At 62.5% G+C, this 23,645-nt stretch carries 23 protein-coding genes; 15 read left to right on the top strand and 8 right to left on the bottom strand.

Going from position 1 to position 23,645, the window contains the following annotated elements; all coding sequences use genetic code 11:
- Nucleotides 1-2: 2 nt before the first annotated feature.
- The 5 genes from cobN to cobJ are packed head-to-tail and all read left to right on the top strand — an operon-like array spanning nt 3 to nt 6,465.
- Nucleotides 3-3,245 carry a cobaltochelatase subunit CobN gene (gene cobN / locus BM174_RS05360; protein WP_093922813.1) on the top strand — a complete coding sequence of 1,081 codons (3,243 nt, stop codon included), beginning with the start codon at nt 3-5 and terminating at the stop codon, nt 3,243-3,245.
- On the top strand, nt 3,242-4,372 hold the full coding sequence (gene cobG / locus BM174_RS05355) for a precorrin-3B synthase (protein WP_093922812.1): 1,131 nt from the start codon (nt 3,242-3,244) through the stop codon (nt 4,370-4,372). Before cobN ends, cobG begins: the two co-directional genes overlap by 4 nt.
- Nucleotides 4,372-5,001: a precorrin-8X methylmutase gene (locus BM174_RS05350; RefSeq protein WP_093922811.1), complete on the top strand. Its 630-nt coding sequence runs from the start codon at nt 4,372-4,374 to the stop codon at nt 4,999-5,001. Before cobG ends, BM174_RS05350 begins: the two co-directional genes overlap by 1 nt.
- Nucleotide 5,002: 1 nt before the next feature.
- The gene (locus BM174_RS05345; RefSeq protein WP_093922810.1) at nt 5,003-5,734 is read left to right on the top strand and encodes a precorrin-2 C(20)-methyltransferase; all 732 of its coding nucleotides are present in this window, start codon (nt 5,003-5,005) and stop codon (nt 5,732-5,734) included.
- Nucleotides 5,731-6,465, top strand: coding sequence for a precorrin-3B C(17)-methyltransferase (cobJ, locus tag BM174_RS05340; RefSeq protein ID WP_093922809.1), 735 nt, complete (start codon nt 5,731-5,733; stop codon nt 6,463-6,465). The genes BM174_RS05345 and cobJ overlap by 4 nt, the downstream gene beginning before the upstream one ends.
- Here cobJ and BM174_RS05335 read toward each other — a convergent pair.
- Nucleotides 6,441-7,187 carry a cobalt-precorrin-6A reductase gene (locus tag BM174_RS05335; RefSeq protein WP_218152914.1) on the bottom strand — a complete coding sequence of 249 codons (747 nt, stop codon included), beginning with the start codon at nt 7,185-7,187 and terminating at the stop codon, nt 6,441-6,443. The genes cobJ and BM174_RS05335 overlap by 25 nt on opposite strands.
- Nucleotide 7,188: 1 nt before the next feature.
- On the opposite strand from BM174_RS05335, the gene cbiE reads away from it, so the two are divergent.
- The 7 genes from cbiE to cobF are packed head-to-tail and all read left to right on the top strand — an operon-like array spanning nt 7,189 to nt 12,625.
- Entirely contained in the window at nt 7,189-8,370 is a 1,182-nt protein-coding gene (gene cbiE / locus BM174_RS05330; protein ID WP_093922808.1) for a precorrin-6y C5,15-methyltransferase (decarboxylating) subunit CbiE, read from the top strand.
- Nucleotides 8,367-8,753, top strand: coding sequence for a cobalamin biosynthesis protein (locus BM174_RS05325; RefSeq protein WP_093922807.1), 387 nt, complete (start codon nt 8,367-8,369; stop codon nt 8,751-8,753). The genes cbiE and BM174_RS05325 overlap by 4 nt, the downstream gene beginning before the upstream one ends.
- A complete protein-coding gene (cobM, locus tag BM174_RS05320; protein ID WP_093922806.1) occupies nt 8,750-9,535 on the top strand; it encodes a precorrin-4 C(11)-methyltransferase in 786 nt (261 codons plus the stop codon). The genes BM174_RS05325 and cobM overlap by 4 nt, the downstream gene beginning before the upstream one ends.
- Nucleotides 9,532-10,857: a cobyrinic acid a,c-diamide synthase CobB gene (locus tag BM174_RS05315; protein WP_093922805.1), complete on the top strand. Its 1,326-nt coding sequence runs from the start codon at nt 9,532-9,534 to the stop codon at nt 10,855-10,857. Before cobM ends, BM174_RS05315 begins: the two co-directional genes overlap by 4 nt.
- The gene (cobA, locus tag BM174_RS05310; RefSeq protein WP_093922804.1) at nt 10,854-11,579 is read left to right on the top strand and encodes a uroporphyrinogen-III C-methyltransferase; all 726 of its coding nucleotides are present in this window, start codon (nt 10,854-10,856) and stop codon (nt 11,577-11,579) included. Before BM174_RS05315 ends, cobA begins: the two co-directional genes overlap by 4 nt.
- Nucleotides 11,576-11,878 carry a DUF1636 family protein gene (locus BM174_RS05305; RefSeq protein ID WP_093922803.1) on the top strand — a complete coding sequence of 101 codons (303 nt, stop codon included), beginning with the start codon at nt 11,576-11,578 and terminating at the stop codon, nt 11,876-11,878. Before cobA ends, BM174_RS05305 begins: the two co-directional genes overlap by 4 nt.
- A gap of 3 nt (nt 11,879-11,881) precedes the next feature.
- Nucleotides 11,882-12,625 (top strand): precorrin-6A synthase (deacetylating), encoded by a 744-nt coding sequence (gene cobF, locus BM174_RS05300; RefSeq protein WP_093922802.1) that lies wholly within the window; start codon nt 11,882-11,884, stop codon nt 12,623-12,625.
- A gap of 73 nt (nt 12,626-12,698) precedes the next feature.
- Here the strand turns inward: cobF and arfB are convergent, their stop codons facing one another.
- The 6 genes from arfB to BM174_RS05270 form a co-directional block, all read right to left on the bottom strand.
- A complete protein-coding gene (arfB, locus tag BM174_RS05295) occupies nt 12,699-13,121 on the bottom strand; it encodes an alternative ribosome rescue aminoacyl-tRNA hydrolase ArfB (RefSeq protein ID WP_093922801.1) in 423 nt (140 codons plus the stop codon).
- A gap of 363 nt (nt 13,122-13,484) precedes the next feature.
- Nucleotides 13,485-14,105 (bottom strand): queuosine precursor transporter, encoded by a 621-nt coding sequence (locus BM174_RS05290; protein ID WP_093922800.1) that lies wholly within the window; start codon nt 14,103-14,105, stop codon nt 13,485-13,487.
- Between the two features lie 89 nt (nt 14,106-14,194).
- Complete coding sequence (locus tag BM174_RS05285) at nt 14,195-14,998, bottom strand: esterase-like activity of phytase family protein (protein ID WP_093922799.1); 804 nt, start codon at nt 14,996-14,998, stop codon at nt 14,195-14,197.
- Nucleotides 14,999-15,057: 59 nt separating this feature from the next.
- Nucleotides 15,058-16,002, bottom strand: coding sequence for a penicillin-insensitive murein endopeptidase (gene mepA, locus BM174_RS05280; protein ID WP_093922798.1), 945 nt, complete (start codon nt 16,000-16,002; stop codon nt 15,058-15,060).
- Nucleotides 15,999-17,369 (bottom strand): MFS transporter, encoded by a 1,371-nt coding sequence (locus BM174_RS05275; protein WP_093922797.1) that lies wholly within the window; start codon nt 17,367-17,369, stop codon nt 15,999-16,001. The genes mepA and BM174_RS05275 overlap by 4 nt, the downstream gene beginning before the upstream one ends.
- A 59-nt stretch (nt 17,370-17,428) precedes the next feature.
- Nucleotides 17,429-17,998: an acyl-CoA thioesterase gene (locus BM174_RS05270; protein WP_093922796.1), complete on the bottom strand. Its 570-nt coding sequence runs from the start codon at nt 17,996-17,998 to the stop codon at nt 17,429-17,431.
- Nucleotides 17,999-18,124: 126 nt separating this feature from the next.
- Here BM174_RS05270 and BM174_RS05265 point away from each other — a divergent pair, with 126 nt between their 5' ends.
- From BM174_RS05265 to yaaA, 3 genes are all read left to right on the top strand, one after another.
- Complete coding sequence (locus BM174_RS05265) at nt 18,125-18,412, top strand: YggT family protein (protein WP_093922795.1); 288 nt, start codon at nt 18,125-18,127, stop codon at nt 18,410-18,412.
- Nucleotides 18,413-18,539: 127 nt separating this feature from the next.
- On the top strand, nt 18,540-20,585 hold the full coding sequence (gene recQ / locus BM174_RS05260) for a DNA helicase RecQ (RefSeq protein ID WP_093922794.1): 2,046 nt from the start codon (nt 18,540-18,542) through the stop codon (nt 20,583-20,585).
- 31 nt (nt 20,586-20,616) lie between these two features.
- A complete protein-coding gene (yaaA, locus tag BM174_RS05255) occupies nt 20,617-21,396 on the top strand; it encodes a peroxide stress protein YaaA (protein ID WP_093922793.1) in 780 nt (259 codons plus the stop codon).
- Here yaaA and BM174_RS05250 read toward each other — a convergent pair.
- Entirely contained in the window at nt 21,381-23,639 is a 2,259-nt protein-coding gene (locus BM174_RS05250; RefSeq protein WP_093922792.1) for a response regulator, read from the bottom strand. The genes yaaA and BM174_RS05250 overlap by 16 nt on opposite strands.
- Nucleotides 23,640-23,645: the final 6 nt, after the last annotated feature.

Here is a 23,645-nt window from a genome sequence, read left to right as displayed (position 1 = left end):
CCATGCATGTCGTCTTCCGCGAAAGCCATGGGCTGGAGGATAGCGAAACCCCTTATGATCCGGGGCAGACGCCCGCTGATCTGGTGGTGCTTTCGTTCTCCGACAGTGACCTCGGCGCTTTCGCGGCGGGCTGGCATCGCGGTGGCGGGCCGGAGGGCAAGCTGCCCCGCTTGCGGCTGTGCAACCTCGTGGCGCTGCGCCACCCTGCCTCGGTCGATAACTATGTCGAAACGACGCTAGCGGGGGCCAAAGGCATCCTCATCCGCCTTATCGGCGGCGAGAATTACTGGCCCTACGGGATTATGCAGGTGCAGGATTTTGCCCGCCGCAACAACATCGCGCTGGCGGTGCTGCCTGCCGACGGGCGCGAAGATCCCGCGCTTGATGCCCATTCCACCCTGCCGATCTCCACCCTGCGCCGCCTTTCACACCTTTGCGATGCGGGCGGCGCCGTTGCGGCGCAAGCGGCTCTGGCGCAGCTGGCATTGGCGGCGGGGTTTTATGCGGGGCCGGTTCTGGGCACCAAGACCGTGCCGGATTGCGGGTTCTACGATCCCGACAAGGGCGTGATCCCCTTTGCCGATACACAGGGCGAGACGATCGCCGTCACCTTCTACCGCAGCTATCTGACTGCCGCCGATACCGCCCCCATCGACGCGTTAATCGCCGAACTGCGCGCGCGCGGTTTCAACGCCATCGGCCTTTTCGTACCTTCGCTTAAGGCCGAGCCTGCGCATGATTTCCTTGCCGCGGCCTTGGCTCAACTCGCCCCCGCTGCCATCGTCAATGCCACCGCCTTTTCAGGGCGCGGCGAGAATGGCGCGTCGCCGCTGGATGCCACGGGCTGTCCGGTGTTTCAGGTTGCCCTTTCCACAGCGCGGCACAAAGATTGGGCCGAAAGCGAGCGCGGGCTGTCACCTGCCGATCTTGCCATGCATGTGGTGCTGCCCGAGGTCGATGGCCGCATTTTCACCGGCGTTGTCAGCTTTAAGGCACCGGGCAAGAGAGACCCGCACCTGCAATACTCCCGCTTCGCTCACCGCGCCGATGCTGCGCGGATCAAGGCCGTGGTGGACCGTGTCACTGGATGGACGACGCTCGCAAAAACCCCTGTGTCCGGGCGCAAGCTGGCGCTGGTGCTCTCCACCTATCCCGGCCGTGCGGACCAGATCGCCCATGCTGTCGGCCTCGATGCGCTGGCCTCGGTCGAAGACATGCTGATGACGCTGGCAGGGGCCGGATATAGCGCCAAGCCCGATGTGGGGTTTGGCAAGTCGTTGACCCAATCCGCCATCGCTTGGCCGCTTGCCGACTATGAGGCAGCTCTCGCCCACCTGCCGCAACCGCTGCGCGACGATCTGCGCACCGCATGGGGCGTTGTGCAGGATGATCCGCTTTACAGCGACGGCGCGTTCCACTTTCCGGCGCAGGCCTGCGGTAACGCATTGGTCGCCCTCCAGCCCGAGCGGGGCAGTATCGCCGCCCGCGACACCGATTATCACGACCTCGCCCGCGTGCCGCGGCACTCCTATGTGGCTTTCTACCTGTGGCTGCGTGCGCAAGGCATACACGCGCTGGTCCACATCGGCGCGCACGGTACGCTGGAATGGCTGCCGGGCAAAGCGGTCGCGCTGTCGGATGCCTGCTGGCCCGAAGCGCTGACCGGCGATCTTCCGGTGATTTACCCCTTTATCGTCAACGATCCGGGCGAAGCGGCGCAGGCCAAACGCCGCATTGGTGCGGTAACACTGGGCCACCTGCCGCCGCCGATGAAGGACAGCGAAACACCCTCGGGCCTCATTCGCCTCGAAAGCCTGCTGGACGAATATTCTACAGCAGACGGGCTCGACCCTGCCCGCCGCGACCGGTTGATCGAGACCATCCGCTCTGAGGCGCAAGCCGCTGGCGTAGAGGCAGATCTGGGCCTTGATGCCAGTGCCTCCGCCGCCGAGGCGATCACCCGCATTGACCGCTTTGTCTGTGACATCAAGGAGAGCCAATACGGCGACGGACTGCATATCTTTGGCGCGGGCGAGGGCGAACATGAAGGGCTGCTGACCGCGCTAGACGGGCGGCGCGTGACGGCGGGACCCTCCGGCTCACCCTATCGCGGGCGCTCGGATGTATTGCCGACGGGACGCAACCTCTATGCCGTCGATCCCCGCGCTGTGCCGTCCCGCGCCGCCCATGCCCAAGGTGTGAAGCTGGCCGAGGAATTGCTGCGCCGTCACCTGCAAGACAATGGCGATTGGCCCAAGGGGCTGGTGATCGATCTCTGGGGCTCTGCCACCATGCGCACGGCGGGCGAAGAGGTCGCGATGGCGCTGCATCTGGCGGGGCTGGCGCCGAAATGGGACGAGGGTTCAGAGCGTGTTTCGGGCTTTGATGTGCTACCGCTCACCCTGCTGAACCGTCCGCGCATCGACGTCACCCTGCGGGTTTCGGGCCTGTTCCGCGATGTCTTCCCCGGCCTCAGCCAGTTGTTCGAGGCCGGTGCCGCCGCCTTGGCCGAGCGGGAAGAAGCGCCCGACATGAACCCCTATTTGGTCAAGGCGCCGCGCGTCTTTGGCCCGCGCCCCGGCCTGTACGGGATGAATATGGAAACCGCGCTTCACGATTACTCCGACACGGGGCGCGCAGCGGCGGGAGAAGCTTGGCTCAAAGGTTCCGAATGGGCGATTGATGCCAAAGGTGAGGCGCATCAAGACCGCGCCGCGCTGGAGGCCCGTTTGCACGGCGCCGACGGGTTTGCCCATATTCAGGACCTCGCCGAAAGCGACGTTTTGCTGGCCGCTGATTACGCCAGCCACGAGGGGGGCTTTTCTGCCGCGATGGCGCATTTGGGGGCGGATAAACCCGCGATGTACCATGTCGACAGCACGCAGCTTGGCGCGCCCCGCGCCCGCACCTTGCCCGAAGAGGTTGCCCGCGTGGTCCGCGCCCGCGCCGCCAACACAGATTGGGCCAGCGGCATGATGCGCCATGGCTTTCGCGGGGCTGCCGAGGTCGCTGCGACGCTGGATAATCTCGCTGCCTTCGCGCATCTGACCCGCGAGGTGCCCGCGCACTTGATTGACCTCTATTTTGACGCAACACTGGGTCGCGAAGATCTGGTTGACTTCATGGCAGCGGAAAACCCTGCCGCACTTCAGGCGATGCGCGACCGTTTTGCCGCCCTGCGTGATGCGGGGCTGTGGGTGACGCGGCGCAATTCGATCACCGCACAGATGGATGCCGCCGAATGACCACTCCCCCCGAAATCAAAGGCTGGTGCCCCGGTGCCCTGCGCCCGATGATGTCCGGTGACGGGCTGGTGGTGCGCATTCGCCCCTTCGGAGGGCGTCTGCGCCGTGCGCAGGTTGACGGGCTGGCGACATTGGCGGCGGCCCATGGCAACGGGCTGATTGATCTGTCGAGCCGCGGCAACATCCAGATCCGTGGCGTGCGTGAAGACAGCCATCCCAAGCTGATCGACGGTCTGGCGCGCATGGGGCTGGTCGATGAAACGCCCGAAATCGAAAGTCGCCGCAATATGCTTGTCACGCCCTTCTGGCTGACCGGTGACAGCACCGAGCGTTTTACGGCTGAACTGACCGCTGCCCTTTCCGCCGAGGACGCACCCCGGATCCCGCATAAGTTCGGCTTTGCCGTCGACACGGGGCGCGAACCGGTGCTGCAAACCGCCTCGGCCGATATCCGGTTAGAGCGTGACGCGGGCGGCGGGTTTATTCTGCTGGCCGACGGGCTGCCTGCGGGCAAACCGGTGACCTCTGACAGCATGGTGTCCGAAGCGCTGGCGCTGGCACATTGGTTTGTCGCGCATCGTGGCGCGCATAATCGCATGGCGGCGCTGCTGGCCAGCGGCCAACGCCTGCCAGCCGGATTTTTCGTGCCACGTCAACGGCAAAGCTATCAGCCTAAGCCGGGCTTTACGCCGCTGGGCGCGATGGTCGGGCTGGCCTTTGGGCAGCTTCAGGTCGAAACGCTTGCCAGCCTTGCCAAACATGGCGGCCTGCGGATGACCCCGTGGCGGATGCTGCTGGTCGAAAGCGCGCGGCAACTGCCCGAAATAGAAGACCTGATCACCGATCCCGACGATCCGCTGCTGCGCATCGTTGCCTGCACGGGTGCGCCGCGTTGTCCGCAAGGCTTTATCGAAACCCGCCCGATTGCCCGCCAACTGGCCCCGCATTTGTCGGACGGCCAGTTCCTGCATGTCTCCGGCTGTGCCAAGGGCTGTGCTCATCCGCGCCCCGCGCCGCTGACCGTAACTGGCACACCGGACGGCTTGAACCTCATCGAAAATGGCCACGCGTCTGACGCGCCCGCCCGCGAAAACCTGACCCTCCAAGACCTAACCAAGGCGATCTGATGCCCCATAGCTACATTACCGACGGGGCGGAGATTTACCGCCAGTCCTTTGCCACCATTCGCGCCGAAGCCGCCCTTGGCCGCTTTACTCCCGAAGAAGAAATTGTTGCCGTGCGGATGATCCATGCCGCTGGTATGGTAGGGCTCGAAGAATACATCCGCTTTTCACCCGATATGGCCATCGCTGCGCGTCGCGCGCTGGAAAACGGCGCACCGATCCTCTGCGATGCCTATATGGTCAGCGAGGGCATCACCCGCAAACGCCTGCCGCGCGAAAACGAGGTGATCTGCACCCTGCGTGACCCTGCTGTACCTGCAATGGCGCAGGAGATGGGTAACACCCGCTCCGCCGCCGCGCTGGAGCTGTGGCGCCCTCATCTGTCAGGGGCTGTGGTCGCGATCGGCAATGCGCCGACGGCGCTGTTTCATCTGCTGAATATGCTCGAAGACCCCGATTGCCCGCGCCCTGCGGCAATTATTGGCTGTCCTGTCGGCTTTATCGGCGCGGCGGAATCCAAAGATGCGCTGATGGCTGATTTGCCGGTGCCGTCGATGATTGTGCAGGGGCGGCTTGGCGGGTCTGCGATTACGGTCGCGGCGGTGAATGCGCTCGCCAGCAGGGTCGAATAAGATGGGCAAGGTAGTTTGCGCCGGCCTCGGCCCCGGTGATCCCGAACTGATGAGCGTTAAATCGGATCGTGCAATTCGCGGGGCGTCTCATGTCGCCTATTTTCGCAAGAAAGGTCGCGCCGGTCAGGCCCGCGCCATCGTGAACGGCATGTTGCGAGATGACGTGACGGAATATCCGATGGAATATCCCGTTACCACCGAGCTGCGCTTTGACAGTCCTGAATACCGCGACCAGATGGTCGCCTTTTACGCTGAATGGGCAGACAAGCTGGCCGCGCTCGCTGCCGAGCATGATGTTGTGGTGCTCTGCGAGGGCGACCCTTTTTTCTACGGGTCGTTCATGCATCTGCACACCCGCCTGCAAGGCCGCGCCGAGGTTGAGGTTTTGCCCGCGATCCCCGGCATGGTCGGCTGCTGGAACGCGCTCGACACGCCTTTCACATGGGGCGATGACGTGATGACCGTGCTGATGGGCACGCTGCCCGAGGATGAACTGCTGGCCCATATGCAACGCGCCGATGCGCTGGTGGTGATGAAAACTGGTCGCAACCTGCCCGCTGTGCGCCGCGCCCTTACGGGCGCAGGCCGGATCGACGATGCGTGGCTGGTTGAGAAAGGCACCATGCCGCAGCAGCGCGTCGCCAAGCTTGCCGAAGTGGCAGATGAAGACTGCCCCTATTTCGCGATCGTATTGGTCCACGGCCAAGGGCGTCGCCCCGAGGCACCGGAATGAGCGGCTGGATCGCCATTGCGGGGCTTGGCCCGGGCCGCGAGGATCTGGTCACGCCTGAGGTCACCGCCATGCTGGCCGAGGCCACCGATGTGATCGGTTATATTCCTTACGTCGCCCGCGTCGCCCCGCGTGACGGGCTGACCCTGCATCCCACCGACAACCGTGTCGAGCTTGACCGCGCCCTGCATGCCCTGCAACTGGCCGCCCAAGGCGCGCGGGTCGTGGTGGTGTCCTCCGGTGATCCGGGGGTTTTTGCGATGGCTTCTGCGGTATTTGAGGCGCTGGAGAAACACGCTGAATTTGGGGATACCGACATCCGCGTGCTGCCGGGCATCACCGCGATGCTGGCCGCCGCCGCCCGCGCCGGAGCGCCGCTGGGGCATGATTTCTGCGCGATTAACCTGAGTGATAACCTCAAGCCTTGGTCGATGGTCGAACACCGTTTGCGGCTAGCCGCACAGGCAGATTTCGCAATGGCGTTCTATAATCCGCGCTCGAAATCCCGCCCGCACCAATTCGCCAAAACACTCGAAATCTTGCTGGAGGAATGCGGCCCCGACCGGCTGATCACCTTCGCCCGCGCCGTCAGCACGCCCGAAGAGGCGTTGAACACGGTGACCTTGGGCGAGGCGACGTACGAGATGGCGGACATGCGCACAGTTGTGTTGGTTGGCAACTCGGCCACGCGCCGTGTCGGGCGCTATGTCTATACGCCACGGTCGGCGGAATGACCCAGCCAGCGCATCACCTGCGCGACACTTTCCACCACATTGGTGCCGGGCAGGGTGGGGCGATCTGCCATAATCACCGGCAGGCCAAGCGCGCGGGCCGCCGTGAGTTTGGCCCGCGCCGCCTCTCCGCCCGCATTCTTGGCAACCACATGCGTGACCGCGTGAGTGCGCATCAAGTCGGTGTCGCCTTCGGTTGTGAACGGCCCGCGTGCAATCACCACGGTGGTTTGGGGGAGGGGCAAATCAGACTCGGACGCATCGACCAGCCGCAGGATATAATGATGCTGCGGCTTGGCGGCGAAAAGCCCGATCTGTTGCTTGCCGATTGCGAGAAACACGACCGACGGCGCATCGGGCAGCGCGTCGGGGATATTCGAAATACCCCGAACCATTGTCCAGTTGTCACCTTGCTCTGCCTGCCACTTTGGCCGCTCCAGTCGGATCAACGGCATCCTCTGCGTGGCGCACACGGCAAAGGCGTTCTGACTCATTCCTGCCGCAAAGGGGTGGGTCGCGTCGATCACATGGGTGATTGCCTCAGTGTGCAGATATGCGCGCAGCCCCGACACGCCGCCAAAGCCGCCGACCCGCGTCGGCAGAGGTTGCGCCACGGGCGCGAGGGTGCGTCCGGCATAGGAAAATACGGCATCAACGCCCGCCTCGGCCAAGGCTTGGGCCATGGCGCTGGCATCGGTGGTGCCACCCAACAGAAGGACGCGCATGATGGGTGATCCTTGGCTTAGCATTATCGGAATGACCGACGATAGCGCGCCGGGGCTGGGGGCCGCAACCCGTGCCGCACTTGATGCGGCGCAAGTGATCATTGGCGGTCCACGCCATCTTGAGCGGGCAGGCGCAGGCACGCGCGGCCAACCTTGGCCGGTGCCGTTTGATATCGCCCCCGTGCTGGCCTTGCGCGGCACGCCAACGGTGGTGTTGGCCTCGGGTGATCCGTTCTGGTTCGGCGCGGGCGGCAGCCTTGCGGCGCATCTTGAGCCGCATGAATACCGCGTCTTCCCCGCACCTTCGACGTTTTCGTTGGTGGCGAGCGCGCTCGGCTGGCGGCTGGAGGAAGTCACCTGCCACGGGCTGCACGCCGCGCCCTTCGCCCGATTGCGCGGTGTGCTGGCGCCTCATGCGCGGATGATCTGCCTTGTCCGCGATGGCGCAGCGCCGCAGGCACTAGCCGCGTGGCTGTGCAGCCAAGGCGCAGGCGCCGCGCGACTTTCGGTAATGGAGCGGATGGGCGGCGCGGACCAGCGTGTGCGCCAAACCCACGCCGAAGGTTTCGACTTAACCGATATCGCCGCCCCCGTTGCCGTCGCCGTCGAGCTGCCCGCCGATGTCGGCCTCTCCCGCGCCTCGGGCCTGCCTGACGGCAGTTTTGCCAATGACGGGCAGATCACCAAACGCCCCGTGCGGGCGCTGACCCTTTCGGCCCTCGCGCCGCGCGCAGGGGAGCTGCTTTGGGACATTGGCGCAGGCTCCGGCTCTGTCTCGGTCGAGTGGTGCTTGGCGGGCGGACGGGCGATTGCGTTTGAGCAGCACGCCACGCGCGTCGCGAATATCGCCCAGAACATCGAAGATTTCGGCCTGTCGCATCGCATGAGCGTCATCGAAGGCAAGGCCCAGACCGCGCTGTCCGACCACCCGCTGCCTGATGCAGTGTTCATTGGCGGTGGTGGCAATGCGGCGCTTTATGAGATGCTGTTCGACATTCTGCCAACCGGCACCCGAATTGTCGCCAATGGGGTGACGCTGGAAACCGAAAGCCTGCTCGCGCAGCTCCATGCGACCCACGGCGGTGACCTGCTGAGGATCGAACTGGCGCAGGCCGCGCCGCTCGGCTCCATGCGCGGCTGGCAATCAACGCGGCCCGTGGTGCAATGGAGCGTTACGCGATGAGGGTCGCGGGCATCGGATTTCGCAGCGCTGCCAGCCTGCCCAGCCTTGTTGACGCGCTGCAACGCGCCTTGGCGGAGGCGGGCGGCGGCACGCTGGATGCGCTGGTGACTGAAAGCGCGAAATCGCGCGAACCGGTGTTTCGCGAATTGGCGCAGAGCATGGGCCTGCCCGGCCTTGGCGTCACCCAGCAAGACCTCGGCCAGATGATCACCCCCACCCAATCGCAGCGCATCCAAGACCAGTTTGGCACCGGATCTTTGGCTGAAGCCGCAGCTCTTGCCGCTGCCGGACCGGAGGCGACGCTCGCGGCTTGCCGCGTCGTGTCGGGCGATGGTATGGCCACAGCGGCCATTGCAGACAGCCAAAGGAAAGACCCCAGATGACAGTCCATTTCATTGGTGCAGGCCCCGGCGCGCCAGACCTGATCACCCTGCGGGGCCGCGACCTGATCGCCGCCTGTCCGGTCTGTCTTTATGCCGGATCGCTGGTCCCCGATGCGCTGCTGGCGCATTGCCCAGCGGGCGCGAAAATCATCAACACTGCGCGCATGTCGCTGGACGAGATCATCGACGAGATCGCCGCCGCCCATGCCGCAGGGCAGGACGTGGCGCGGCTGCACTCGGGCGATCTCTCGGTCTGGTCGGCGATGGGTGAACAGTTGCGCCGTCTTCGGGCCTTGGACATTCCCTATGACGTGACACCCGGCGTGCCGTCCTTCGCCGCCGCTGCCGCAGCACTCGGGGCCGAGTTGACGTTGCCCGAAGTGGTGCAATCGGTGGTGCTGACGCGCACGTCAGGCCGCGCAACAGCGATGCCTGAGTCGGAGTCGCTTGAGAATTTCGCCCGCACTGGAGCGACACTCGCCATCCACCTGAGCGTGCATGTGTTGGAAAAGGTGATCACCGATCTCACCCCGCATTACGGTGCGGATTGTCCGGTCGCGGTGGTCTGGCGTGCCAGCTGGCCGGACCAGCGGGTGGTAAAGGCCACGCTCGGCACCCTGCGCACCGCCATTGGCGAAGAGATGGAGCGCACTGCGTTGATCCTCGTGGGTCGTGCCATCGGGGCCGAAGAATTTGGCGAAAGCCGTCTTTACGCAGGCGACTATGACCGCCGCTTTCGCCCGGTGGGCACCAACCCGCGCTTTCCGGAGACTGGCGAATGATCCCCCCCGGCTTGATGATCTCCGCCCCCGCATCGGGCAGCGGCAAGACTACTTTGATGCTCGGCCTGCTGGCAGCGCTGCGGGCGCAAGGCGTGACGGTGCAGCCGTTTAAAAGCGGGCCGGATTATATTGATCCTGCGTTTCACACAGCGGCTTCGGGCCGCGCGTCTTTTAATCTCGACAGTTGGTCGATGGACCGCATCCTGCTCGACAGTTTGGTCGGCAATGCAACAGGGGCTGATCTGATCCTCGGCGAAGGCTCGATGGGCCTGTTTGACGGCGTCGCCATTCCCGGCGCATCAGGCAATGGCGCCAGCGCCGATATTGCCGCGATGATGGGGTGGCCGGTGGTGCTGGTGCTAGATGTATCCGGTGCCGCGCAATCGGTGGCGGCTACGGCCTTGGGGTTCAAGACCATGCGCCCCGACGTGACCCTCGCCGGTGTGGTGCTGAACCGCGTCGCTTCCCCGCGCCACGAGACTTTGGTCAGAACGGGCATGGAGGCCGTAGGCATCAAGGTGCTGGGCGCCCTGCCGCGCCGGACCGAGATCGAAATGCCCGAACGCCATCTTGGCCTTGTGCAGGCGGGCGAGCAGGAAAACTTGCCGCAGATCCTCGCCGAGGCTGCTGCCTTTGTCGCCGCCAATGTTGATATCAACGCCCTGCGGGCGGCCGCCAGCAGCACGCTGCAATCCGCGCCGCCCGCCGTGCGCGTCACCCCGCCCGGCAACCGGATCGCGCTGGCGCAGGACAACGCTTTCGCCTTTGTCTATCCGCATCTTTTGGAAGGCTGGCGCGCAGCGGGGGCGGAAATTCTTCCGTTCTCGCCACTGGCCGATCAAGCGCCTGACGCAAGCGCTGATGTTTGCTGGCTGCCGGGGGGCTATCCCGAATTGCACGCGGGCAAACTCGCCGCCGCCGAGATTTTCCGCAACGGCCTGACCACCTTTGCGCAAACCAAACATGTCCACGGCGAATGCGGTGGCTACATGGCACTTGGCGCCGGACTGGTCGACAAGGAAGGCACGCGCCACCAGATGGCGGGGCTTTTGGGGCTGGAAACTTCTTTCGCCAAGCGCAAGATGCACCTCGGCTATCGCAAGGCCGACCTGCACAGCGCCATCCCCGGCCACCCCGCGCGGGCCCGATTGCGCGGCCACGAGTTCCACTATGCCACAATTTTGGCCGAGCCGGATGCCCCGCTGGCCCAAGTCACAGACAGCAATGATACCGAGACCCCCGAGACCGGATCGGTCAAGCGGTTTGAGGGTGGTGGCACCGTGACGGGCACCTTCTTCCACATGATTTCCGAGGCCCCATGACCGGCTTTGTCTCCTTCGTCTCTTCCGGTCCCGGTGATCCGGAGTTGCTAACCGTGAAGGCGGTGGACCGGTTGCAAAAGGCTGATGTGGTCCTGTTTGACGACCTCTCTGCGGGGCCAATCCTGACCCATTGTCGCACCGATGCGGACCTTATCGGCGTCGGCAAACGCGCCGGACGCGCCTCGCCAAAGCAGGACCACGTCAGCCGTGTGCTGGTGGATCATGCGCAGGCGGGGTTGCAAGTGGTGCGGCTCAAATCTGGCGATGCGGGCATGTTTGGACGGCTTGAAGAGGAGATTACCGCACTGCGGGCGGCAGGCATCCCTTTCGAGGTGATCCCCGGCGTGACCTCCGCCTCGGCAGCTGCCGCGATGGCAGGCATCCCCTTGACGCGACGCCTGACCGCGCGGCGCGTTCAGTTCATCACCGGCGCAGACGTTACGGGCGAACTGCCTCCCGACGTGAATATGGCTGCCCTCGCTGACCCGCTGGCAACCACGGTGGTCTATATGGGCAAACGCACCTTTGCCGGTCTGGCCGCGCGGCTGATTGAACACGGTATGCCCGCCGACACCCCCGCCATGCTGGCCGAAGCGGTAACGACCCCTGATGAGAAACTGACCCGCTTCACCATTGCCACACTGGCTGACCATCTGGCCAGCACCAGCAGCACCACACCGGCGCTAATCTTTTACGGCCCGCTGGCGGAGCCCGAGGCGTGAAGGTCCATGTGTGCAGCAGTTGCACCCATGACGGTGCCTTTGTGAAAACGGTTCAGGACGCACTCGCCGACTGCGACGTGCTGTCCGTCGATTGCATGTCAGGCTGCGCCCACGCCCAGACGGTCGCCTTTCACAGCGCTGGCAAAACCGCCTACCTCTTCGGCGACATCACCGTAGATGACCTGCCCGCCCTGCAAAACTTCGCGCGCCTCTACCAAGCCTCCTCCGATGGCAATTTCACCGACGCGCGGGTGCTGGGCGATCTGCGCACAAAAGCCATCGCACGGATACCGGGATAACATATGCATCTGACCTTGATCGGCATCGGCACCGGCAACCCCGAACACCTGACCCTGCAAGCGATCCGCGCCCTCAACGCGCAGGACCTGATCCTGATTCCGCGCAAGGGCGAGGGCAAAGCCGATCTGGCAGAACTGCGCCGCGCAATCTGTGAAGACGTGCTGACCGCCAAGACCACCCGCATCGTGGAATTCGACCTGCCCGTGCGCGATGAGGCCACTACCGCCTACCGCCAACGCGTCGACGACTGGCATGACGCCATCGCCGAAAGCTGGCAACAAGCGCTGGCCCCGCATCCCGAAGCCACCCGCGTCGCCCTACTGGTCTGGGGCGATCCGTCGCTCTATGACAGCACCCTGCGCATCGCTGCACGGCTCGACCCCGCCCCGACGCTGGAGGTCATTCCCGGCATTACCTCGATGCAGGCCCTGACTGCCGCCCATGCGATCCCCGTCAACACCATCGGCGGCCCGTTCCTTGTCACGACAGGGCGCCAGTTGCGCGAGAACGGCTGGCCTGAGGGTGTGGAGACATTGGTGGTGATGCTCGACAGCGGCGGCGCCTTTGAGACGGTGGCCGCCGATGGCGTTCACATCTGGTGGGGTGCCTATGTCGGCATGGCCGAGCAAATCACTTGCGAAGGCCCGCTCGTGGAAATTGGCAAAGAAATCATCGCTCTGCGCGCGAAGGCCCGCGCCCAACACGGCTGGATCATGGACATCTACATCCTGCGCAAAACGCCCTAATCCATCTTCATTTGGTCGGTTAAACTCCGGAGAGTGTGAGGGGCTGGCCCCTCGCTCCTTTAATCGCGACCCGTCACTCCGGCGGATCAACCCGACCCCGCATCGACTTGACCTCGCCGCGCACCTTCTTTGCCTTCAGCCGACGCTTCTTTGACCCCAATGTGGGGCGCGTCGCAATCCGCCGCTTTGGCGGCGTAAGCGCGGACCGGATCAACTCAACCAGCCGCTCACGGGCAATATCGCGGTTGCGTGCCTGCGAGCGGGTTTCTTCACATTGAATGATCAACGCGCCCTCGTTGGTCCAGCGCCGCCCCGCCAGCCGCTTTAGTCGCGTCTTCACAGGTGGCGCCAGCGACGGCGAAGTCTCGGCTTCGAACCGCAACTCGACAGCCGTTGAAACTTTATTCACATTCTGCCCGCCCGGACCCGAAGACCGCGAAAAGCTTTCGGTGAGTTCCCAGTCCTGCAGGGCGATGGTGTCATTGATGCGCAACATGGCACCATCATCGCATTGCCCGCAGGCGAGGTGAAGGGGCGATGATGTGCCAGAGTTGCCGAATGCAGTTCCGATCCGGATACGAAAAGGGCCGCTCCTGTGAAGGAACGGCCCAATCGAAGGGTTTAAGGAGGTGGGATCGGTTAGATCGGTGACCCACTCAGGTTGGTTTCAACCGCCAGAGGCTGCTCTAGCAGGAGACCCCCCAAGCTGTTCCGACACCCCGCTCCAATACCGTTCTTGACACTGGATCACCTCCTTTACATTTGTTGAACTCACCCTGAGGTTTGCACAGGTTTTTCATTTCGCAAAGCGATTTTTTCAACAAATCACGGGGGCTGTGTCGCTGCTGCCGCAAGGGGCTCAACGGACCTGCGGCCGGGTCCGTGTCAGCATCCGAAACGGGACCAGGGCAATCAGCGCCAGCGAAAGCTTGACCGCCCAATCCGCGACCGCAAGCGACACCCACAGTGGCACGGCAGGACCGACCCCTAAAAGCGGCAGCGCCTCGGCGGCCCATGAGACATCGGTGGCGGGGTGGATAAAGCTCAACGCGCCGGAAAAGGCGATCGAGAAGAACAGCGCCGTATCAAGGGTGCTGCCGATCAGCGTACTGATCAGCGGGGCGCGCCACCACTGGCTGGAACGGTTGGCGGCAAAGACGCTGACATCAGACAGTTGCGCGATCAAGAAAGCCAAGGCCGAGCCGATGGCGACGCGCAGGGTTACAATCGGGCCGTACTCCCCAATAATCTGGGTGCCGATGACCGAACAGATCAGCCCAACCACAAATCCGATAACCACAACCCGCCGCGCCACGGCGGCACCATGCAGACGGTTCAAGACGTCAGTGACCAGAAACGCCAGCGGGTAGGTGAATGCGCCCCACGTGAGCCACTGTCCGAACAGATATTGGACCAGAATATTGGACGCGATGACGATAGCCGCCATAGCAATGATGCCGATGAAGATTGTGCGTGTCATGTTTTAAACCGTTTTATGCAAGGGAGCGGTGACTTGGTCCAGGAGTTCGGACACTTCGGCGTTTATGCATTTGGCGGGGGGCCTGCAAGTTATTCCTTGACGGTAAATTCCACGATCTGTGTCTGCTGGATGAACAAAAAGTTGTCGTCCGAAATCAGCGTCAGGCGGGTGCGCCCAGCAGCATCGTACCAGACCGAGAGCGCCTCAAGATTGTCATACTGGCTGGGCCAGCTTGTCATCAAGGTGGTCTCGCCCAACTGCGGCGCGGTCAGGTCAAACCGCCGGATACGACTTCGAAACCCTAACGGGCCAAAGCTGCGCTCCAGCAGATAGAGCCGGCCGTCGCGGTCAAAGTCAGCCCCTACAGGCAGAAAAGGACCCCTGCGTGGCAAGCTGCCAGCGCGGCGCCACGCCTTGTCGCGGAAGGCATAAATCGGCACTTCCTTCGCGTCTGCGAGCTGTTCAGGCAGGGTGTAGAGCGTGCCATCCGGGTGCAGCGCCAGCGCTTCTAACCCACCGTTGAGAGGCAATACCGCAAAGTCGGGGTGCTGCGGCAGGGCGCTCAGACGTGCGGATGCTACGTTGAACTGCATCACGCGGTGATTATGCTCGAAGGAAATGTATCCGGTGCCGCCCGCGCCTAAGGCCAACCCTTCTGCATCGCTGTCACCGCGCTTGAGCGGTGCACCTTTCGGCGTCAGGATTGCCGTCTTTCGCAGCACTTGCAGCGCCGAGAGTTTACCCGCGCGGCGTATCATCTTTGCAACGACCAGATTGCCCTTGTCGGTCACCACAGTGAGCGTTTCGCCGTCTTCGCTGACTTCAGCGCCGGAAAATCCGCCGAACCACGGCGCAGGCAGATCCCAGACAACCGAAGAGGATGGCAGGAGCATAGGCTCGGCCTTTGCCACCAGAGGGGTGACAAAGGCGAGCAGAGCAAACAGTCGTAAGATCAATTGTTAAGGACGGCTTGGCACTGTGCGGGCAGGTCGGCCAAGATCAGATCGCGCTTGGGCTTGGGATCGGGCGCATCAGGGTCCTTGGGCTTGGCTTTTGGCGGGTTCAGGATGTTGGCCTGCCACTGGCGTGCATCCTCGCAGCCATCGCCCGCAGGCGGTGGGGCTTGGTTTACACAGCCGCGCGCACCGGCAGAGCAGGCGAGACGGACGTGGAAGTGATAGTGATGCCCGTACCAAGGCCGGATTTTACGCAGATAGCTGCGGTCGCCTTTTTCGTCGTTACACATCTGCACTTTGGCACCGGGGAAGATAAAAATCCGCTCGGTGCGCGGGTCTTTCGCAGCGGCTTTGACGATCTCATGATGCGCGCGGGTCCACGAGTCGTTGACATAGGCGCCATTGGCGCGCCGCATCGAGATTGACGAGATATTCTCGCGCTGGGCACGGCTGAGGCTCATGGATTTAGGTGGCAACATCCAGATGTCCGCATCCAGTCCGATCTGGTGGCTCGAGTGGCCGCTGAGCATCGGACCGCCACGGGCCTGGCTCATGTCGCCGACATAAAGGCCCGACCAACCGGGCTGCGTCGCGGCAAAGGCGGACAGGCGGGTGACCATATCGACGGTTTCAGGATGGGCCCAGTTGCGGTTGCGCGACAGACGCATCGCTTGCCATGTGGGTCCGGTTTCGGGGAGCTGTTGCGCGCCGGCAAGGCAGCCCTTGGCATAGCTGCCATAGGCGGCGGCACTTTGCGATGACGGGCCTGATTTGGCACCGAACAACTGCTTGGCAACGGCACCGGAAAGCGCCCCGCCTGACGATCCGATGGTCGGCAAAACCACCTTCTCACCGCTGATATCGGTTTCGGTCGCTTCGCCGCCGCATGCCGCCAAGGTAAGGGCCAAGGCAGCGCTGACGAGCCATCTTTTGATGATCATTCCGCAAATTCTCCCTGAGGTTTGACCCATGCTAACAGCACCAGACCAATGATGAAAAGTCCCACGACGGGGGTGATGCCCCATCTCTGGCTGCCGCTCACATCGCTTGCAACCGCAATTAGTGCTGGGGCCAGAAACGAGGTCGCCTTACCGGAGAGAGCATAGAGCCCGAAGGCTTCTGTCATGCGGGCGGGGTCGCCCTGTCTTGTCAACATGTTGCGTGATGACGCCTGAAGGGCACCACCGGCTGCACCAATCAGCGCGCCTGCGACATAGAACAGGATATCCGGCAATGGCGAATTTTCGCCTAAGTCGATGCCCAGTACCGAGGTCGGCGTCAGGGAAATGATCAAACCGGACGTGAAGATCAGGATGATGCAGCAGGTCACGATGACCGGCATCGGCCCGACCCGTCGGTCAACCCGCCCGCCGATCCAGCAGAACACAGCACCAGACACTGCCGCGAGAATACCAAAGATGCCGATATCGATAATCGACCAGTTCAGCACCCCCAGCGCATAGATGCCGCCGAAAGTGTACATGCCGTTCAGCGCATCGCGGTAGAACATCGACGAGCCGAGGTAGGCCATCAGCGACGGATGCCGTGGCAGATGGCGCAGGGTGCGTCCCAGATCAGCCAACCCATTGCCGATCTGATAGCGCTCTGCTGCGGGATTGGGCGTATCGCGGATGTACATGAAAAACGGGATCATAAAGACCACATACCAAAGCGCCGTTAGCGGGCCGACAATGCGGGTATCGGCCTTGGTCACACTGTCCAGACCCAGTAGCGGCGACAGCCCCGCCATGGTTTTGCCGCTGGGCCCCGCCTGAAACAGCGCGATCATCACCACCAGTGCCACCACGCCACCGGCATAGCCAAAGGCCCAGCCGGAGCCCGAAAGCCGCCCGCGCTCTGCCGGATCGGGGTCAAGCTCGGGCAGGTAGGAATTGGTGAAAATCGTCGCGAACTCCATCCCGATCAGGCCGATCCCGAAAAAGAACAGCGCCCAAAGCACCGAGAAATCGGCAGGCGCGGTCCACCACAGGCCAGCGGAGCCGACGACATAGAGTACCGAGAACAGCCAGATCCACGGCATCCGGCGGCCCGAGCTGTCGGCCACCGCACCAAGCATCGGTGCAAGGATCGCAATCAGCACGCCCGTGGCGGTCAAGCCATAGCCCCAATAGGCTTGCGCCTGCGCTTTGGCCGCACTCAGGTCCATGCCGCTTTCGACCAGTGCTGCAGTGGCGGTCTGGGCGAAATAGGGGCCAAAGATGAAGGTCAGCAACAGCGTGTTGAACGGCTGGCTGGCCCAGTCAAAGAAGTACCAGCCCCAGATCCGTTTGCGTGGTGTGATTGCCATTGCCGATATGCCCCTGTTTGCTTGCTCAATGTAGAGCAGCACCGCAACAGTCGTGCAAGTTAAGCTTTGGCAGCGAACGGGTGGGAAAAGGGTTCGGCCATCGGCGGCCAAGGCCGTGTGGCATCCGCATCGCACCATGCTCTGACCCAAGCAGGCATTTCGGGCGATGCTATTTCCTGCCCCATCGCGGCGAGCACACGGTCCGGTGCGACGATGCCGTTCTTATCGGTGATCGCAGCGCGGTACATCACATGGCTGGCGCATTCGCCGTTTTTCTTCCACATCGACTGTTCCATATAGACGAACTTGTCGTCCCAACACAGGGCACGGCTGCGCATCTCAAATCGCTCGAACCCGCGGATGCGGCGGCGAAACCGTGTGGAAGTGCCTGCCATCGTCATGCCCCAGCCTTCGTAACGCAAAACCGCGATCAACCCGACCCGTTGGGCCATTGCCGTGCGCCCCAAATCATAAAGCGACAGCGCCCGCCCGTTGTTCAACTCCAGCCACATATCCAGATCGTGCGGCCAGCAAATATGCTGGCTGACATGGGTCTCGGTCATCGTTGCAAGCGGGGGCTGGCGGCTGGCCAAAAACACGTCTTTGGCCATGCGAATAAACGGGAACATTGGCGTCTCCTTTTCGTGCCTGTGAAGACCCGCCTGCACGCTGCGTCAAGCGGGACCTTGCGGCACTCTTGCAGAATTGGCCCATGGCGATTAACTGACGCACAGTGCTGTGAAAGGGCCCCCATTATGACCTCGTTGTTCCAAATCCTCATGCTTTTGCTGAACATCGTGTGGTTCATCGTGATCGCGCATGTGATCATGTCGTGGCTGATCAACTTTCAGGTGCTCAATTTGCGCCAACCGCTGGTCGCGCAAATCTGGGACGGGCTGAACCGTCTGCTGGAACCGGTCTATTCGCGCGTCCGTTCGGTGATCCCGCCGATGGGCGGGCTTGATTTGGCGCCGCTGATCGTCCTGATTTCGGTCGCCGTGCTGCGCATCCTGCTGATCAACAACATGCCGATGATGTACTAATCGCGTCACGGGCGCGGCTTCGGCAAGTTTGCTCTGATCAGCGGCGCGATGCCGCGTTCTGGGGCTTGTTCACCATTTGTTAGTATGGGAGTCTGCATCAAAGAGCAGATAATCCCACAGGATCCCGATGACAGGCGCTGCCACGCTGCTAAAAGATGTATTCGGCTTTGACGATTTCCGCCTTGGCCAGCAGGAGATTGTCGAGGCGGTGACCGCCGGTGAGAACGTGCTGGCGATCATGCCGACAGGCGGCGGTAAATCCCTGTGTTTCCAGTTGCCAGCCCTGATGCGGGAGGGGGTAACGGTGGTGATCTCGCCGCTGATCGCGCTAATGCGTGACCAAGTCCGCGCCTTGCAAGAAGCGGGCGTTGTCGCGGGGGCACTGACCTCGGGCAACACGCCTGAGGAAACCGACGCGGTTTGGGAGGCGCTGGAAGCGGGCACGCTGAAGTTGTTGTATATGGCCCCCGAACGGCTCGCCGCAGGCTCGGCGATAGGCATGCTGAAGCGGGCTAACATCACGATGATCGCGGTAGACGAGGCGCATTGCGTCAGCCAGTGGGGGCATGATTTCCGCCCCGATTACCTGCGCATTGGTGAATTGCGCCGCACCTTGGGCGTGCCTCTTGCTGCTTTCACCGCCACGGCAGACGCCGAAACACGCGACGAAATCATGCAAAAGCTGTTTGATGGCACCCCGCCGCGCAGCTTTCTGCAGGGCTTTGACCGGCCCAATATTCACCTCGCCTTTTCTGCCAAGAACAAGCCGCGCGACCAGATTTTGACCTTCGCTGCTAGCCGAAAGGGCCAGTCCGGCATCGTCTATTGCGGCACCCGCGCCAAGACCGAAGGGCTGGCACGTGCCCTGCGCGAAGCGGGCCATAGCGCGCTGCACTATCACGGCGGCATGGAGGCCGACGACCGACGCATCGCCGAGGCGCGGTTCCAGCGCGAAGACGGGCTGATCGTTGTGGCGACGGTCGCTTTTGGCATGGGCATCGACAAGCCCGATATCCGCTGGGTCGCCCATGCTGACCTGCCCAAATCCATCGAGGCCTACTATCAGGAGATCGGCCGCGCGGGGCGCGATGGTGCCCCCGCCGAGACCCTGACGCTCTTCGGGGCTGACGACATCCGTCTGCGCCGCTCGCAGATCGACGAAGGCCTCGCCCCACCCGAACGGCGCAGCGCCGATCACGCACGGCTGAACGCTTTGTTGGGCTTGGCCGAGGCGCTGGAATGTCGCCGCACGAACCTGCTGGGCTACTTCGACGAGACCGAAATCACCTGCGGAAATTGTGATCTTTGTGACACGCCTGCGGATGTGTTTGACGGCACCACTGCCGTGCGCAAGGCGCTGTCGGCGATCCTGCGCACTGAGGAATGGTTTGGCGCGGGCCACCTGACCGATATCCTTTTAGGGGTCGAGACCGATAAGGTCCGCGCCCGCAACCATACAGATCTGCCGACCTTTGGCGTTGGCAAGGAGTATACCCGCAACCAGTGGCAGGCGATTTTCCGGCAGATGATGGGCCATGATCTGATCCGCCCGGACCCCGAGCGCCACGGCGCGTTGCGGATGACCGATGCGGCCCGCCCGATCCTGCGTGACGAGGCCACCATCAACCTGCGCCGCGATTCTATCACTGCGGCGGGCGGGGTGCGCCGTCCTGCGGTCAAGGAAATGGTCAACGAAGAAGACGCGCCGCTGCTGTCAGCCCTCAAGGCCAAGCGTCGCGGGCTGGCCGAAAACGCCCGTGTGCCCGCCTACATTATCTTCAACGATCGCACCTTGATCGAGATGGCGGAAACGCGCCCCGCCAATCTGGACGAGATGGCCCGCATCGGTGGCGTCGGCGCGAAAAAGCTCGAAACTTATGGCGCGGCGTTCCTTGAGGTGATCAACGGGGCGGCAGCGACCATGCATCCGTCTCGGCGCAAGCTGGCAGGGCGCGGTGCGGGCGATGTCTATGACCAGTTGCTGGCAGTACAGGCCGATCTGGCGCGCGGCGAGGCAGGGACCGACAAACCGCTCAGCTGCTCTGCGTCCTTGTTGGCCAAGGTTGCGCAGATGCGTAACGCCGACGTAACCGCGTTGACCCGCTTGTTGGGTGAGCCGCGTTCGGAACGTTTCGGCGCGGCCTTTCTGGACGTTCTGCGGGACGGGGGCTAAGTCGGGGTTAGCGGTTAAAAGGGGTACGGGCATGTTAGTGGTGATTTCGCCAGCCAAGCGGCTGGACTGGCAGGAGCGATCTGTCGCAACAACCGAACCTGTTTTTCAGGAGGATGCGATCCGGTTGGCTCGGACTGCCCGCAACCTGACTTTGGGTGATCTGAAATCATTGATGGGGCTATCGGATGATCTGGCGCGGTTGAACCGGGACAGGTTCCAAGCCTTTCAGGATGCCCCTGACGCCGAGATCACGCGCCCCGCTGCACTGGCTTTTGCGGGCGATACCTATATGGGGCTTGAGGCCGCGAGCCTTGATGAGGATGAACTGAACTGGGCGCAGGAACATCTGCGAATTCTATCTGGCCTTTATGGACTTCTGCGCCCCTTGGATGCGCTACAGCCCTACCGGTTGGAGATGGGCAGCAAGCTCAAAACACGGCGCGGCGCAAACCTTTATGACTATTGGCGTGATGTGCCCGCACAAGCGCTGAACACCCAGGCGGCGGCCGTTGGGGCCGGGGTGTTGGTCAACTGTGCCAGTCAGGAATACTTCGGCGCGGTGGCTCCCAAGGCGCTGAAGCTGCAAGTAATTACACCGCAATTTATGGAGGATAAGGGCGATGCCCGTGGCCCCAAAATAGTCAGCTTTTTCGCCAAGAAAGCCCGCGGCGCGATGGCGCGGTTTATCATCCAGAACCGTTTGACCGACCCCGCAGCGATCCGCGAGTTTGACATTGGCGGATATGCTTATCAACCAGAGGCCTCGACCCCACAAAAGCCGGTATTTGTGCGCCCCTATCCCGTTGGGTGAGCCGGAGCCGGACGCCAGAGCGGGCAATGAAACGGACGCTGCGCGGCCTCAATCCGCTGGATAATATGTGCCTTGCGCAGCGGTTTGGTCATGTAATGATCCAGTCCGGCGGCAAGGATGCCTGCCTCATCGCCATCAATCGCCTGCGCTGTCAGTGCGACGATGGGCACATGGCTGCCGTTGCTCGCCTCCAGCGCACGGATCGCGCGCGTGGCCTCCTTGCCATCGATCCTTGGCATCGAAATATCCATAAATATGATGTCCGGCTGGATTTGCGCAAAGAGTTTAATCGCCTCCTCGCCGTTTGAGGCAAAGGTCAGATCAACGTCGAGTTCCTTGATCATCTTGGTCAGTACAAGCTGATTTGTTCTATTGTCCTCGGCCGCAAGAACGCGCAGCCGGCGCAACGGCAGAGGCATCGTTGCGGCTTGCTGCGTCGAGACAAATGGCGCCGAAAGCATCGGGAGCAGCTTTATTTCGCAAGGCTGGCTGGTGACGGTTTTTGAACCGCTGGCGCGCGTGTTCATTGCGTCTCTTATCGCCGCAACAAGCTTGTGGCGTGGCAAAAGTTTACGCGCGACACCTTGCACATGTTTGCAATCGGGATGGTCGCGAGCCTTTTCCGGCGACTGGCACAGGACCAGAATCGGGACCCGGTTTCCCGCCTGCCGCACCGCGGTACAAAGCGCCAAGCCATCGATCCCGGGCAAGTCATACTCGACCAGGATCAGGTCAACATCCTCGGTGAGCTTTGCCAAAGCCTCGCCCACCGTGGCGCAGGCGGTCACGGTCAGACCAAGCTGACACATTTGCCGACCCATGATCGCCCGACTGATGGCGACGTGATCCACGATCATTATGTGGCTCGATGGAGCGGGCAGGCTATAGCTTTGCGCCTCCATCGGGGTCGCGATTTCAAGTCGCAGCCGAAAGCTGAAACACGAACTGACCCCGACCTCCGAGGTGACCCTGATCTCGCCGCCCATCATGTCGACCAACCGCTGCGAGATCGCAAGCCCCAAGCCCGTTCCGGCAAAGTGGCTGTTGCTTTCATCCTCGATCTGGTTGAATTCGCCGAATATATGGCCCGCTAAGTTTTCCGGTATGCCGACACCGGTATCTTCGATGCTGACGTGCAATGCGACCTGGCCCGCCGCTTGGTCTGGTGTGCCCGTGACGCGGATCAGCACATGCCCGGCCTTGGTAAATTTGATCGCATTGCCAATCAGGTTGGTGAGCACCTGGCGGATTCGCCCTGGATCGCCAATGAGCCACGTTGGGAGGAAGAGATCATAATCCAGCGCCAGCGTCAGACCCTTTTGCGCGGCGGTACCATGTAGCAGCAGCATGATATCCTGAATCACCTGTTCCAGATCAAAAGGCTCAAGCTGCAGTTTGCCGACCTTCGCTTCGACCTTGGAATAATCGAGCACGTCATTGATGATCACCAACAACGCGTCACCGGATTTGCGGATGGTATCCACGTAAAGGCGCTGCTCTTCGGAGAGGTCCGTATCGCGCAAAACCTCTGCCATGCCGACCACACCATTCATCGGCGTTCTGATCTCGTGGCTCATGTTAGCCAGAAACGACGACTTGGCCCTGTTTGCGTTTTCTGCCACGGCGCGGGCCTGTCTTAGCTGTTCTTCGTGTTGCACTGTCGCGGTGATATCGAGCCCGAGCGATACCATATCCCCGCCCGGTCCGCGCTGGTCGACCAGCTTGATATAATTGCCATTCCACAGCTGGATGACCACAGGCGCCGGATTGCGCAGAATCAGGCGTTCGCCCATCATTTCACGCCACTCAGCAGCGGTCAGAGCGCCGGTATTGATAATGCCTTCGTCGGTAAGCGCTTCAAGGACCAGCTCATATCGCACCCCCGGTTTGATGATTTCGAGGTCCTCGAAAATCGCGATGTAGGACGGGTTGGCAAGCAGCATTTCATTCTTCGCGTTAAACAGCGCGAACCCGTCTGTAATAATCTCGATCGACTGCCATATCCGCCGCTCTGCCAGCGCGATTTTGTGGTTGGCCTCCGTCAGGTCCAGTTTGAAACGCTGATTTTCGCCGCGCATGGTTTCATACTGCGCCCGCGTTTCGATGATCTCCTCGGAAAGCTGTTTGGCATGTTGCCCCAGCTTACGATTGGCGTCCGCAAGCTCTGCCTGCTTCACCTCGAGCAGGCGTTCAGCGGCCAAGCGGTCACGCCGTTCCTCGCTAAGTTTATGGGCTAGGGTCATAGAACA

It is taken from the genome of Sulfitobacter brevis (assembly GCF_900112755.1).
Classification (GTDB): Bacteria; Pseudomonadota; Alphaproteobacteria; order Rhodobacterales; family Rhodobacteraceae; genus Sulfitobacter; species Sulfitobacter brevis.
This window is presented reverse-complemented; position numbering and strand designations above follow the sequence as displayed.

Coding starts and splice junctions, on each gene's coding strand:
- cobN (WP_093922813.1), top strand. CDS start 3: ATGCATGTCGTCTTCCGCGAAAGCCATGGGCTGGAGGATAGCGAAACC.
- cobG (WP_093922812.1), top strand. CDS start 3,242: ATGACCACTCCCCCCGAAATCAAAGGCTGGTGCCCCGGTGCCCTGCGC.
- BM174_RS05350 (WP_093922811.1), top strand. CDS start 4,372: ATGCCCCATAGCTACATTACCGACGGGGCGGAGATTTACCGCCAGTCC.
- BM174_RS05345 (WP_093922810.1), top strand. CDS start 5,003: ATGGGCAAGGTAGTTTGCGCCGGCCTCGGCCCCGGTGATCCCGAACTG.
- cobJ (WP_093922809.1), top strand. CDS start 5,731: ATGAGCGGCTGGATCGCCATTGCGGGGCTTGGCCCGGGCCGCGAGGAT.
- BM174_RS05335 (WP_218152914.1), bottom strand. CDS start 7,187: ATGCGCGTCCTTCTGTTGGGTGGCACCACCGATGCCAGCGCCATGGCC.
- cbiE (WP_093922808.1), top strand. CDS start 7,189: ATGGGTGATCCTTGGCTTAGCATTATCGGAATGACCGACGATAGCGCG.
- BM174_RS05325 (WP_093922807.1), top strand. CDS start 8,367: ATGAGGGTCGCGGGCATCGGATTTCGCAGCGCTGCCAGCCTGCCCAGC.
- cobM (WP_093922806.1), top strand. CDS start 8,750: ATGACAGTCCATTTCATTGGTGCAGGCCCCGGCGCGCCAGACCTGATC.
- BM174_RS05315 (WP_093922805.1), top strand. CDS start 9,532: ATGATCCCCCCCGGCTTGATGATCTCCGCCCCCGCATCGGGCAGCGGC.
- cobA (WP_093922804.1), top strand. CDS start 10,854: ATGACCGGCTTTGTCTCCTTCGTCTCTTCCGGTCCCGGTGATCCGGAG.
- cobF (WP_093922802.1), top strand. CDS start 11,882: ATGCATCTGACCTTGATCGGCATCGGCACCGGCAACCCCGAACACCTG.
- arfB (WP_093922801.1), bottom strand. CDS start 13,121: ATGTTGCGCATCAATGACACCATCGCCCTGCAGGACTGGGAACTCACC.
- BM174_RS05290 (WP_093922800.1), bottom strand. CDS start 14,105: ATGACACGCACAATCTTCATCGGCATCATTGCTATGGCGGCTATCGTC.
- BM174_RS05285 (WP_093922799.1), bottom strand. CDS start 14,998: ATGCTCCTGCCATCCTCTTCGGTTGTCTGGGATCTGCCTGCGCCGTGG.
- mepA (WP_093922798.1), bottom strand. CDS start 16,002: ATGATCATCAAAAGATGGCTCGTCAGCGCTGCCTTGGCCCTTACCTTG.
- BM174_RS05275 (WP_093922797.1), bottom strand. CDS start 17,369: ATGGCAATCACACCACGCAAACGGATCTGGGGCTGGTACTTCTTTGAC.
- BM174_RS05270 (WP_093922796.1), bottom strand. CDS start 17,998: ATGTTCCCGTTTATTCGCATGGCCAAAGACGTGTTTTTGGCCAGCCGC.
- BM174_RS05265 (WP_093922795.1), top strand. CDS start 18,125: ATGACCTCGTTGTTCCAAATCCTCATGCTTTTGCTGAACATCGTGTGG.
- recQ (WP_093922794.1), top strand. CDS start 18,540: ATGACAGGCGCTGCCACGCTGCTAAAAGATGTATTCGGCTTTGACGAT.
- yaaA (WP_093922793.1), top strand. CDS start 20,617: ATGTTAGTGGTGATTTCGCCAGCCAAGCGGCTGGACTGGCAGGAGCGA.
- BM174_RS05250 (WP_093922792.1), bottom strand. CDS start 23,639: ATGACCCTAGCCCATAAACTTAGCGAGGAACGGCGTGACCGCTTGGCC.